The sequence below is a fragment of the Photobacterium swingsii genome (genome assembly GCF_024346715.1).
In the GTDB taxonomy this organism is placed as follows: Bacteria; Pseudomonadota; Gammaproteobacteria; order Enterobacterales; family Vibrionaceae; genus Photobacterium; species Photobacterium swingsii.
This window is the reverse complement of record NZ_AP024852.1, coordinates 2,338,155-2,351,610: the sequence shown is the minus strand read 5'-3', so window position 1 is coordinate 2,351,610 and position 13,456 is coordinate 2,338,155. Positions and strand designations below refer to the sequence as shown.

Sequence of the window (13,456 nt, the reverse complement as noted above, 5' to 3'; positions counted from 1 at the left end):
GAGAATTTTTGGCTTTGAGTGAGGTGATTTAGAACATCACGATTACTTTTTATGTTTTGATTTATATAGTTATACCTAGAATTTACATGTAGTAGTATTGGTTGCATAGCTATTGATAAACTAGATGTGGATGCTGATTATGTCTGGACACATTACTGATCTTGATATTCTTTTTGCGGAGCTGATTTTTCCTATCCTCATTGAGCGGGTTACCTTGTCTGATCCTCGAATCACCTATGGTGATATAGTTGAAGAAGTGAAGGCAAGACACCCTCATCTGAAACCAGTTAAAACCTTTCACCATCGCCATGTGGGGCGTCGACTTGGTACGATCTGGGAGTTTACCAAGTCTCAGGGGTGCCCTCATCTAGGTGCTTTAGTCGTGGATGCACAACACGGTGAATGTGGCACAGGAATCTATGGGTTAGTGAATCCCGAACAAGAGAGGGAGAAGATCAAAACCTTTTCTAATTGGAGCGATATCGAGCTAGATTTTGGCAAGCACATTAACTTAGTCAAAATGAAAAAAAAGGAACGAGAGACCAAGCCTAAGAAAATTTCGAGGGAAGAAGCCAAGTATAAAGTTGCTGATTACTGGAAGGAGATCAAGCAAAGCAGTCCAATTGACCAAAAAGTAATTGAGAAGTACCGCGAAGAGCTGAGGGAGTTAGTACAACAGGGACATTTACCAGCTAGAGCATTCGCCATGATCATCGGAAAGATGATTGAATCTGGTGAATATAAGGAGATGCAGCCAGCGTACCTTTATGTTGGCGAGTATATCAACAAAATGAATAACGATGAGGCTATTTTCGACGTTGTTAAAATTGGCTTCAGTGAAAACTTAGAGAACAGATCTAAGCAGTTGGCAGGGAATCTTAATCTAACACCACTCAAGTTTCACATTCTTAAAGCATGGAAGTTCAAGCCAGGGTATGCTTACCGAGCGGAGCAAGATATTCACGCCTGGCTCGATGACTTGAGATATGAGGGAGAGTTTTTCAATAGTCAAGAGGGACTTGTGCCTGAGTATGTTGAAGAATTAGTGAACAACTACTTGTTAGATAATCTGATGGTTGAAGTGCAGTGCGAAGAATTGGATATTAGCTAAGTAATTTATGTCCGTGACGTGTTAGCGATCGTCGGCTAGCACGTCGATGCTCCATTCTGAGTTAGTGTTCGCAGATCACGAGTATATTAAGATATATTTTTCGATCACTTGTGCTAATTAATAGCCTCTTAAAAAGGCCTCATCACCATTGACAAGACCAAATAGAAAGAAGATTCTAAAATCAAACTACATACCAGTTATGAACTGCAATGTATTTTTGGCGTAAGATTGGACAGTCTGAAAGTCCAGATCTTGAATTTTCGTGTCGAAACCATCAGCGTGATGATAATCCTTTGAAAACTCGTTTATTTTGGAAATTGTGCTAAATTTTCCGTGTTTATCATAGAAGAGGCTTGATTCATCAGTCTCTTCGCGGATTTTCGTGATCATCTCGCCCAGCCACATTCCTTTAATAAACTGTTTTGGATATAAGAATCTCAAGTATGCTTCTAAGATTGGGCGTATAGACCTCGCAACTTCTACTTTATCAGTTTCACTACCTTCAGAAACAAAATCATAAAGTTTATTATATTCTTTATGATAAGAATGCAGCACATAAGAATCGTAGTTATCTCTAGCAACCATTTTACTAGATATATACTTGGAGCTATCAGGGGCAAGAGGGTCTAAATCTTTGTATGAAGCCTCAATTTCAAAACACTGTGAATCTTTTGAAAGAATCGAATGTTTATAGATGTCAGACAAGAAGAAAGGATCGTGACTAAAAACAAACGTTTGATAATTATTTTCAATAAGTTTGGCAATTTGAACGATTGTTGCGTCTTTACGATAACTATCTAGTGAAGACATTGGATCATCTAGGATAATAATTGACTTATCATCATTAATTTTTGCAAATCTAGATAAGAAGAAAGCAAGAGCAAGAGCAGACCTATCACCAAGACTTAGAACGTGTTCAAAGATATGTTGATGTTCATTTTCATCTAAAATAGAAAGTTCATTGTTAATGAAAGTTATAACGTATTTTAATCTTGTAGAACCACCTTTACCTTTATTGTCCTTATCCAATTCCTTTAATCTAATCATTGAATGAAAGCTTTTTAATATCTCATTGATAGAGTCTTTATGTTTACTGATATTATCTTTTTGTTCTTCGGTAATCTCATCTCTAAGTTCTTTAATTCTCTTTGTATTAGTATTCTTAGATTCATTAAAAGTTTTAAAGTCTGCTAGGTCAGTTACGACCTCAGGAGTGAACCTTAGTTTTGATTCTGTGATAACGTCAATCTTAGACTGAATGGACTGACTTGTCTCTGTTCCCAAACCATCTACAAAATCTTTGATTGACTGATTGTAATTGTTTACAGCATTATTATAAGCAGTAAAATCTATATCATTAAAAATCTGATTAAAAAGTTCGTTAAACTTAGTTAAGTCTACTTGGGATAATAAATCCTTCTTTTTGTTTTGGATTATCTTTGAGCATTCTAATTCAAGATTTATAGAAACTCTGCCCAATTTAGAAAAATCAAAATCCAAAGAAATTTCATCAATTCTATCAGCCCATTCTCTCATTACATTTTTATTTGACTCTACACGATTCTCTAGTGCTTCAAGTTTTATACAGATATCACTAACACTCATTTCAAAATCATCACTGGCAAGTTCAAATTTGCTACTTGCACTTAGATAAGATTCGTTAATGAACTCTTGATAGAGATGGAATATTGGCGATGAGGAAAGTGGTTGGGCACAGAAAGGACAGTCGTTCGATTCAGTGACTAAGTTTGTCCCTGTTTCTATCCAAAAGCTATCTTGTTCTTTTAGGTTTTTTGCAATGTGTGAGTTGACCTTTTCTTCTGCATCTTTAGATAGTTGCTCGATGTTTATAATAAAACAATCTGTCTTTAACTCTGGCTTTTCAAGCTTTAGTAAAGATAGACACTTCCGCTTTCTAAAGTGTTCAACGCTCTTAAGGTCTTGAAGTTGGGCTTTCAAAGTTTCTAGCTCATCATCAGCGTTAGGAGTCGATTTGATAGCTCGAATTTTAGCAGGAGTCTTTGAGGGAAACTTAGTTGATAGTCGAGTCGTTATAGGGGTGATTTGACTCGTTAAAGTCTCATTTTGAGCTTTTAACTGGTCAATTTCCTTTTCTTTCTCGACAGACACGTTACCTAATGAAAACTCATAGTAGTTCGATAGCTGCTTGCGATCTTTACTATTAGAGATGTAAAGATTGTTGTCTATGAAAGCTTGGTTAAACACTTGAAAGGTAAAAGACGACTGTAAGGAGTCTAATGTGATGTTTTGAGAATCAACCCTAAGCTGTAGGGCTTGCTTTCCTTGAGACTCAATCGACTGTAATGCCTCAATGCTCGATTTATCGCTTTGGTTGATGGACTCGAATAGTTTACACAGAGTCGATTTACCAGAGCCATTTCTACCATAGATAAGGTTGAGCATATCGAAAGATTGACTTAGCCCTCCTTTATGTTGCCATTGCTTGATGTTTTCGATTTTTATTATTCTTTCTAACATTTCACACTCGTTCTAGAAAATTACTATATTGATAATCCACTTGTTGCATCAATCTTATACTTAATGATATGCATATAATATGATTGATTTCTTGAATGCAAAAAAACAACAGTATCCCCCCCATGATCCCACGGGGCGATGATTAATTAGAGAGGTTCTAGGGGGGGCGACGTGTTGAATAGCCAGACTCAGGCTTGGCTAACTCTTCTATACACTTAACCATATGGTCGAACAGGATTAGTCTATTAGTTTTTGCGGTTTCGATGATGCCATTGAGCATCGCACTGGCATCTGCACCTTTCGGAGTATCAGCGAAGAGCCAGCTTTTTCTGCCTATGACCACTCACCCTGGGTGCTGAGGCGTCCATTACATCACTACAAACCGGATAAATGTATTCAACTCATTTATTCCTCAATCAGAGCTTACATGGATTTTCGTACCAGCTTCTTTGTTCGCATAGAGTTTGTAAAACCTTACTAAGCCCTCATTAATCTAAAAGTCTTCATTAAGTGTGTAGTATCACAAAATAGTGCACATTATTGTAGATAGTCTTATTTTCTGGGCAGGTGGGGGGCGTATACTTGAGCAAGTTTGTTACTTTGAAACGTAGGGAAGTTTTCATGTCAGTTATACGCCATATAGAAATAATAAACTTTAGAACGCTCAAAAATCTATCATGGCACCCAAAGCCGGGACTGAATTGCCTTATTGGCCCTGGCGATTCAGGAAAATCTACATTGTTGGATGCTATTGACCTTACGCTCGGAGCTCGACGTTCCTATTCCTTCAACGATGCTGACTTTTACCAGCTAAATACCCAATCTCCTCTATCGATAACAATCACACTAGGTGACTTGCATGACGATCTAAAGAATATCGAATGTTATGGATTCTTTTTAAGAGGGTATAATGCAATTACCAAGGAAATCGTTGATGAGCCTCAGCAAGATACCGAAACTGTTTTGACTATAAAGTTAACGGTAGATAGTGATTTAGACCCAGATTGGCGATTGTTTTCAGAAAGAGCGGAAGCGGATGGTTTAGAGCGTAGGTTACCGTGGAAACACAGAGAGCTCTTATCTCCGGCTCGCTTAGGAACAACCGCACACCAGAACCTTGCTTGGGGCAGTCGATCAGTCCTAAATAAACTTTCTGAAGAGACATTTGATGTATCAACTGTCCTTGCACAGTTAGGAAGGCAAACCCGTGAAGCTTTCGCACAACAGCAAGTTGAAGGAGTTACTGGCGTTTTGCAACAAGTCAAAAATATATCTAATGGCTTAGGTGTACCTGTCGGAGAGCTGAAAGCGTTATTAGATGTAAATGGAATTTCCTTATCTAATGGTGCTATAAGCTTACACAATAGTGATAATACCCCTCTTCGACAGCTTGGCACAGGGTCGTCAAGACTTCTAATTAGCGGCCTTCAGAAAGCAGCCAGTCGCTCTAAAGTTATTATTGTTGATGAGGCCGAATATGGACTAGAACCCTATCGTATTACCCGTTTACTCAACGAGTTAGGTTCTAAAGATACCGCTCCAACCCAGCAAGTGTTCATCACAACCCATTCTCCGTATGTACTCCGTGAATTGCAAGCTCAACAACTGCATGTAATGCGTAAACCAACAATTGCACAGGTGGTTTTAGGGCCAGATCATATTCAACATACGGTTTACAGCCTAAATGGGGAAGGCTTACAGCAAGCAACGTTACGTGCCTGCGCTGAATCATTTTTCAGTAAAAGTGTCATTGTTTGTGAAGGTAAAACAGAAATTGGTTTAGTAAGAGGTATTGATCTTTTTAACCAAGATGCAGGCTATCAAACGATAACATCCAAAGGCATCCATTGTGCTGATGGTGGTGGTGATACTATGTTTGCTAGAGCACATATTTTTGCATCACTTGGTTATCCAACGGCAATTTTTAAAGATTCAGATAAAGCTCAGCAGCATCATGAGCACAAACAAAATGCGATAGAAGCCGGTATTTCCGTATTTGAATGGGGTCATAATAGGGCTACAGAGGATGCTATCTTTGCAGCTTGTCCTGCTGGCGCTGTTCTTTCTCTATTAGATATGGCCAGTAAAAGAAAAGGGGCCGATTCAATACATGCCCATATTCAAGCGCATTCAAATCAGTCAGTTAGTTTAGATGACTGTCGCGAACGATTTGCCGATGCCCATCGTGTGATCCTTGCCAAAGCCGCGAACAAAAAAGGCTGGTTTAAAGATATAGAACCAGCAGAAAATATATCCAGAAAAATAATTGGCCCTCGTTACAGCGAATTCACAGAAGAGCTTACCTCGCCTGTAAATGATTTATTTGTTTGGGCGTTTGAGCAATGAATATTGAAGCCGTACTCGATAGTGACTTAGGTTCAGTAGTCGCGCCTGCAGGTTGCGGAAAGACACACCTGATTACCGAAGCTTTGTCTATTCGGCCGCAAAAGCCAATATTGGTTCTAACTCATACAACTGCTGGTGTATCGGCTCTTAAGAAGCGCTTACGCCGTTTGTTTGTTCCTTCTTCTCATTATGTTGTTACAACTATTGATGGCTGGGCTGTTCGAATAGCTAATAGTTTTCCGGTATCTTGTCCAATCACTGCATCTCCAGATAATGCTCGCCAGTATTATCCGGAGTTAAGACAATCGGTACTTAGGACTCTTAATTCAGGGGCTCTTTATGAAATCATAAAGGCATCATATTCAAGGCTGTTGGTTGATGAATACCAAGACTGTGACAATAATCAACACAATATCATCGCTTCTCTGTCACAAGTACTACCAACGGTTGTTTTTGGCGATCCGATGCAATGCATTTTTAACTTCGCAGGCCCAATGCCAGATTGGCAACATGAAGTGCAGTGTAGGTTTCCATTGCTTGGAACCTTAAGTACACCATGGCGTTGGAATAATGCGGGTGCACCAGTTCTTGGTGAATGGATTCTTGCAGCTAGAGAAACCTTACAACAAGGGAGGAATCTAGATCTTACTGACTGCCCTAACCACGTTCAGTGGCAGCAATTAACAAATGTCGATCAAACAGATCTTGTTAATCAGCAGAATGCCCAGCAAAGGATAATCAATCGATATCAATTTGATTCGTTTCTTGTAATTGGAAGCTCAATTAACGAACGGTCTCGACATAGGTACGCACAGAGTAGTCGAACGACTCAAGTTGTAGAACAGGTACAACTAACACAGGTTATTAATGCTGCTGAACAGTTTGACCGTTTAAACGGTATGGCTTTGGTGGAGAGCATACTTACTACAGCGAGCACAATGGTCACCAATGTTGAAATGGCACGAACACTAGCTCGTATTCAGAGTATTCTTGGTGGAAGAAACAGACAACCACCAACCCTCCTTGAAAATGCATTATTTACCGTTGCTAATAGTAATGCTCGCACTGATATTTTGATGGCTCTTCAAGAAATTGAGAGAAAAGATGGTACGAGGATATACCGTAGAAGTGCTTTTACTGCATTGAAGGACTCTGTTTCCTTGTCGATTAGTTCACCAAGTAAAACTATATCTGAGTCAGCAATGGCAATAAGGGAGCAGATAAGACAAAGAGGTGACTCCCGGATCCCTAAACGAGCAATTGGATCTACATTATTACTTAAAGGGCTGGAAGCTGATCATTGCTTAATTCTCGATGCAAATTCGAGAGGAATGGACAGCAAACACCTGTACGTTGCTCTTTCTCGTGGGGCTAAAACGGTTACTGTTTTTTCTCGAAGTTGCCTTGTAAGTTAATTGTAATACTTAGTCGTTAATTGTCAATGGGAAATTTAAATGTGCGTTAGGCAAGTTAAGTTAGAATAAAGGTATAAAGTAAAAAATAAATTATTTATAGGGCATGAGTATCTATAAAATTTCCAAGGATTATTTGTTTTGATAAAAGGTTGTGATTCTGTATGGTAAAAATAAAAATGTATCCTGCTAAAGAAGGAGATGCTTTTTTAATTAGCTTTGGCAATGATAATAGTACAAATATTATCATTGATATGGGGCTTGAAGAAACATATCAATCATTTATTAAACCTGATCTAATTGAGCTAAAAGAAAGTGGGAAAAAAATTGATCTTTTAATTGTCAGCCATGTTGATAATGACCATATTTGTGGAGCTATTGAATTCATAAAAGAAAATAAAGATAACAATACAGTTATACAAGTAGGTGAGGTTTGGCATAACTCCTATCGGCACCTTAAATTTGATAAGGTCGATGAGGTTCTCGAACGGGAAGAGAAATTAGTACTTAAACAAATACGAGAGCAAAATACACCACCCTCTTCAACTGATGGACTTTCGGAAATAAAAATAGACGAAGGAATTACGCTCGCTGGATTATTATACAAGTATAATTATAATTGGAATGTTTCTTTAAATGAAAAAGCAGTATTAATCAGTGAACAAGAGTTGACTATTTCTACAAATGTGAGAGTTAAGGTTATATCACCTAGTGTTAATAAACTTAATTCACTAGCAATAAAGTGGAAAGAAAAGCTAGAGTCAGAAAAATATGGATTCATACTTAATAATGACATAATTTTTGATGATGCTTATGAACAATATATGAAGCATTCTAATCACAGTTCAGAAGTAAATGAGATTGCGAAAAATGAAGATAAGTTAACTTTCTATGAATTAAAAAATAAGAAAGGTAAAGATCGTTCTGTTACAAATGGTTCATCTATAGCAGTAATTCTTGAAAGTGAAGATGTAAAACTTCTATTCTTAGCCGATGCTCATGAAGATCTCATTTATGAAGAACTTAAAAAGTTAAATGACTCTGGGTATGAGTTAAATTTTGATTTTGTTAAATTATCTCATCATGGTAGCAATAATAATATTTCAAATAGAATACTCAGTTTAATATCAGCAAGAAAATATATGATTTCAACTAATGGTAAGTATTCTCACCCTGATTTAGCTACTATTGCAAAAATAGTTGACAATGATCGACATGCTAAAATAATAACAAATTATAATCATGATAAAGTATTGGAATTTAATAATAAATACTTTGATGGAATTGGCGAGTTTACAGTAACAGTTTTAAATGAATTAGTATTTGAGTGATAAAATGGAACTAGATAGAGTTGTACTTAAAGTAGAGTGTGGTAACAAATCTGGCACTGCTTTTTTGATAAGTGGTAATCGTGCTATTACTGCATTCCATGTAATAACTGAATTTAACAGTAAAAGCATTTTTCTTACAAGCAGTGATGGGAAGGTAATTAAAGCTAACTTAAGTAAAAAGATAGACGATTCGTATAAGAAGTTGGATGTTGCTTTGTTAGAGCTTGAATCTGAATTTACTCTAGCTAGTTCAATTAGTATCGTTGATTATAATATTATTACACGCGGGACTAAGTGGTGTTCTAGAGGTTACCCTAAAGCTAAAGAAATAACAGGTGATAATACACTAAAAGGTAGTGATAACATTATAAATCAACAACTAGGAAGCCTAAGAAATAGCAAGATTGATCTTGAACTAGAACATTCAAAGAAGCTTTCTACTTACGCTGGTTATTCTGGTTCTCCAGTGGTTATTTATGGCAATATCGTAGGTATAATTAATAATGAACTATTAGAGTGCGGTGAGTCAAAAGAGCTCACCGCATTGTCAATAAAGTACTTTAAAGAGTTGCTTGTTAGCGAAGGGGTTCATGTAGAATCGAGAAAAACATCTAAGCATAACCCTCTTAGGAAAGTACTTTCAGAGAAATGGTTCAATCAAAATGTAGAAAAAAGTATATCTGATTTAGGGGTTCGTTATACACCAGAGATAAATGTTAAGCTAAAAATTTCAAATGAACTCAATGCTATACTTCGTAATCAAGAGTTTTACGAAGATTTAAAGTTGGAACTACATAAGTATTTATTGAAAATTAATAATTTAGAGCAATTTCTTTCTGTGTATAAGAGTTGTGGAGAGGGATTAAATACTAATAAGTGGAGGGAGAAAATTTTTGAAAATATGTCAAAAATACAAGTGGATATTGAGAGGTTCATTTCCATAAAGATTGAATATTTAGATGTAGTTAGAGTTTTAGATTACGAAGAAGAAATTAGTAGAACTATAAATGATATATCTAGATCAAAAATTTGTAATAAAAAAACAAACATAAACAGTATAATAATTGATGCTGAAAATGTATCTTATGCTTTCAGAACGTATATTAATAATAGGTTTTTGAAGTTAGCTAATCATCCCTATATGTTATTACAAGGGAGAGCTGGTACTGGTAAATCTCACCTTCTTGCGGATACCGCTTCTAAACAGAATAAGTTAGGCATACCTGCAATTTTGCTGCTCGGGCAGCATTTTACTAATGATAAACCGCCTTGGAGTCAAGTTATAGATGATCTTCTTAGGTTGAAATGTTCTGAAGAAGAGCTACTTAAAACTCTAAACGAAATTGGAGAAGAAAAAGAGCAACAGGTATTGTTTATTATTGATGCGATCAATGAAGGTAGAGGGAAATACTTTTGGTCTAAAAGTTTGAATTCTTTTGTAAATGATTTTAAAAAATATCCTTGGATCAGTTTAGTCATTAGTATTAGAGATACATATGCACGAAAAATAATCCCTAAAGACTTTGCAGATAAAACAAAAATAATATATTCAACACATGTTGGATTCTCAGGCTGTGAGCATGAGGCAGTAAAAGTTTTCTTCAATAATTATAATATTGAATTACCAAAAATTCCTTTTATTAACCCTGAATTCTCAAACCCTTTGTTTCTAAAGCTGTTTTGTGAGGGCTTATTTTATAGAAAATTATCACATATCCCCAAGGGGTATGGGGGTATAACGAGTGTAATCAATTATTTTTTAGACAATATTGATGATAAGTTATGTCAGCCTGAATTTTACGATTATGGTGACTCTAGGAAAGTATGTCGTAAAATTGTGAATAGTTTAATTAGGTATAAGGCAGAAAATGAGTTAAATTATATTCCATATGATGACGCTTGTGATTTGGCAAATGAGGTGGTTGATAGATATTCAAATAAAAGAGGAATCATTGAAGATTTAGTTCACGAGGGACTGTTTTCAAAGAACATTTATTGGTTGAGTAATGAAGAAGATGAGGAGGGGATTTATTTTTCATATGAAAGACTTGATGATCATTTTTCAGCAGCTTTATTGATTGATGAAGTTATTACAAAAGAAAATATAATTGATGTATTTAAGTCTAACGGAAAGTTAAATTACCTCGTTAAAGAAGAATATAAATATCAAGGTTTACTAGAGTCATTATCCCTGCAGTTACCCGAAAGATACGGTTTAGAATTTTTTGAATTACTAGATGAAGATAAAAAAGAAGAACTTTTCGTTATTAATTCTTTGGTAAATAGCTTGCTATGGCGAAACTCAGATACAATTTCTACTGTTACCGATGAATATGTCAAAGATGCTGTATTAAAATATGTGGAAACATTTGAATCCTTTATAGAGCTTTCTTATTCAATTGCTGGTGACGATAATCATTCATACAATGCAAATACTTTACATAATTACTTAATATCCATGACGCTACCAGAAAGGGATGCGTTGTGGTCTGTATATCTAAAAAATATGACCACGAGTGAATCTTCTATAGGAAGACTCTTGGAGTGGATAAAAGAATCAGATATGCATAAAAGCATTTCTTATGAATCAAAATCTTTGATAGCTAATGCTATTTTGTGGTTGTGTACAACGACTGATATCGAATTACGTAATAGTTCCACAATAGCCTTAGCAACTCTTCTAATAGATGAGCTTAAAATTGGTCATGAGCTTTTAAAGAAGTTTGAGAATGTCGATGACCCATACGTATATGAAAGACTGCTAGCTGCTCTCTATGGAGCTACTCTAAATTCGACTGATTTTTCAGATATAAGTATGCTATCTCAATATATAGTTGATGAAATATTTCTTAAGGATGAAGTATATCCTAATGTTTTAGTAAGGGATTATGCTCGAAATATTGTAGAATTTTCACTGTTTAATAATTTAATTTCGTTAGATGATTCTGATGTTATTAGACCTCCATACAATAGTAAATTACCCGAATTTTATCCATCTAATGATGAAACTGATAAATTTGCTATTGATTGGAATGATCCAAACTTTAAAGAAGAGTATTGGTCAAAAAATCGTATATTATCATCAATGGTTACTGAATATGGTAGAGGCACTTGCCGATATGGTGATTTTGGGAGATATACCTTTCAAGCTGCATTAAATCTTTGGAAAGACTTGGATCCTAATCCTTTAAGTAATTATGCATGTAAATTGATTTTTGAAAAATACGGTTATGACGTAGAACTTCACGGTAAATATGATCGTAATGTAAGCGGAGGCAATAGGTTTGAAAATAAAGTTGAGCGTATAGGTAAGAAGTATCAGTGGCTTGCATTATATGAAGTTGTGGCGCGTCTTGGTGATAATATTAAAGTGTTCGATGACCGTTATGATGAAGGTAAATACTATCAAGGCCCTTGGCAGAATTGGTTACGAAATATAGACCCCACTCATATAATATCGAAACTTGAGAGTACTGAACCTCCAATCAAGTTGAATAGTATTAACTATAATGACTGGGAAGCTGATGATGTTGAGTGGTTAATTTCTGATGTTAATCTTCCTGACCCTATATTAATGATTGAACATAACGACTTCTTAAGTTTACAAAATGATTACTCGTGGAAAGAGAAGAATAAGTTGGGATTAGATTCTTACAGAAGTGAGCCTAAAAACTTATGGTATCAAGTTCGTAGCTATTTAGTGAGAGAAGAGAATTTTGATTCATTAAGAGAATGGTTAAAGCAACAAAACTTTATGGGTAGGTGGATGCCTGAGGGTAATGAAAATTACTCTGTATTTAGTAAAGAGCACTATTGGTCACCTGCCTATAAAGATAAGGTTATAGAAAATGATGAGTTGGACTGGCAGGCTATAAAAAAGAACCAAACTAATTATGAGGACGATGAGATAATTGCTGAAGTTTTACCAACTGCTGAAGTGCATCGTTGGGAGGGAACGGAGGCGACTTCATTCTTAGCTGCAAGGGATTTGATGTTCAAAGGTATGAATTTTAGCTTCTCAGAAATCGCGAGTTGTTGGTTTAATGAAAATGGCATCTTGGCTTGTTTTGATCCGCACATGTTTGGTGAGGATAGTTCTCAGTTATTAGTAAATAAAGAATTACTTGAAGAATTTTTAAAAGAAGAAGGGCTAAAGATAATTTGGACGGTTCTTGGTGAAAAGCAAATACAAAGTTCAAATCTAAAGTCTAATCAATGGCTAGAAATTTCGGGTGTGTATGAGTTAATAGATGGTCATATCAAAGGTGAAATAAATAAATTTATTAAGGTTGTAGGGGCATGAGCAGATTCTAAGCATTTAGCAAAGAATCTGCTATAGGTATACTCACCGTTATCGATGGTGAGTTTCCAATATATTGGACTATTACTTTATTTGAGATCCCAATCACCACTACTTTGATCATATAAGCTATAAATAAAGTGCTCCCTCGACATCAATAGTGTTGTTGCTTGATGTAAAAGTGGGAAAAGTAAGCATCCTAGGGCTTAACCTGAGGATGCTTACTGTTATCGGTAATTTTTCAATGAGTACTTAATAATGTCAATTCTAACATCAATTTAGATATTGATTTTTAAGGATAATCTACAAATCCACATTGTATTCCCAGTGCCCATAATCGTCCCATTCAGCCCGCCACATTTAAGAAAGGCGCTAATTTATTAGCGCCTTTTTTGCGTTTGAGCTAACGTGAAAAGGATTTGTACCAAATCCGCCATACCCAAAGCGCTCCGCCATA

At 35.9% G+C, this 13,456-nt stretch carries 6 protein-coding genes and 1 pseudogene; 5 read left to right on the top strand and 2 right to left on the bottom strand.

Annotated elements, in window-relative coordinates; genetic code table 11:
• Nucleotides 1-139 precede the first annotated feature (139 nt).
• Entirely contained in the window at nucleotides 140-1,111 is a 972-nt protein-coding gene (locus tag OCU77_RS10830) for a GIY-YIG nuclease family protein (RefSeq protein ID WP_160314741.1), read from the top strand.
• Nucleotides 1,112-1,297: 186 nt separating this feature from the next.
• Here OCU77_RS10830 and OCU77_RS10825 read toward each other — a convergent pair whose 3' ends face one another.
• Together OCU77_RS10825 and OCU77_RS10820 are read right to left on the bottom strand one after the other, a co-directional pair.
• Complete coding sequence (locus OCU77_RS10825) at nucleotides 1,298-3,610, bottom strand: AAA family ATPase (RefSeq protein ID WP_048900791.1); 2,313 nt, start codon at nucleotides 3,608-3,610, stop codon at nucleotides 1,298-1,300.
• A 157-nt stretch (nucleotides 3,611-3,767) separates the two neighbouring features.
• Nucleotides 3,768-3,953: pseudogene (locus tag OCU77_RS10820) on the bottom strand (IS66 family transposase); the annotation flags it as partial.
• 278 nt (nucleotides 3,954-4,231) lie between these two features.
• On the opposite strand from OCU77_RS10820, the gene OCU77_RS10815 reads away from it, so the two are divergent.
• The 4 genes from OCU77_RS10815 to OCU77_RS10800 all read left to right on the top strand — a co-directional run bounded on the left by OCU77_RS10815 (nucleotide 4,232) and on the right by OCU77_RS10800 (nucleotide 13,002).
• On the top strand, nucleotides 4,232-5,956 hold the full coding sequence (locus OCU77_RS10815) for an ATP-dependent nuclease (RefSeq protein WP_107302508.1): 1,725 nt from the start codon (nucleotides 4,232-4,234) through the stop codon (nucleotides 5,954-5,956).
• Nucleotides 5,953-7,371 carry a UvrD-helicase domain-containing protein gene (locus tag OCU77_RS10810; protein WP_107302507.1) on the top strand — a complete coding sequence of 473 codons (1,419 nt, stop codon included), beginning with the start codon at nucleotides 5,953-5,955 and terminating at the stop codon, nucleotides 7,369-7,371. Before OCU77_RS10815 ends, OCU77_RS10810 begins: the two co-directional genes overlap by 4 nt.
• 161 nt (nucleotides 7,372-7,532) lie before the next feature.
• Complete coding sequence (locus tag OCU77_RS10805; protein ID WP_048900792.1) at nucleotides 7,533-8,699, top strand: MBL fold metallo-hydrolase; 1,167 nt, start codon at nucleotides 7,533-7,535, stop codon at nucleotides 8,697-8,699.
• A complete protein-coding gene (locus OCU77_RS10800) occupies nucleotides 8,692-13,002 on the top strand; it encodes a trypsin-like peptidase domain-containing protein (RefSeq protein ID WP_146156695.1) in 4,311 nt (1,436 codons plus the stop codon). Before OCU77_RS10805 ends, OCU77_RS10800 begins: the two co-directional genes overlap by 8 nt.
• Nucleotides 13,003-13,456 lie beyond the last annotated feature (454 nt).

Excerpts from the sequence above, each read along its gene's own strand:
- OCU77_RS10830 (WP_160314741.1), top strand. The coding sequence starts at position 140 with ATGTCTGGACACATTACTGATCTTGATATTCTTTTTGCGGAGCTGATT.
- OCU77_RS10815 (WP_107302508.1), top strand. The coding sequence starts at position 4,232 with ATGTCAGTTATACGCCATATAGAAATAATAAACTTTAGAACGCTCAAA.
- OCU77_RS10825 (WP_048900791.1), bottom strand. The coding sequence starts at position 3,610 with ATGTTAGAAAGAATAATAAAAATCGAAAACATCAAGCAATGGCAACAT.
- OCU77_RS10805 (WP_048900792.1), top strand. The coding sequence starts at position 7,533 with ATGGTAAAAATAAAAATGTATCCTGCTAAAGAAGGAGATGCTTTTTTA.
- OCU77_RS10810 (WP_107302507.1), top strand. The coding sequence starts at position 5,953 with ATGAATATTGAAGCCGTACTCGATAGTGACTTAGGTTCAGTAGTCGCG.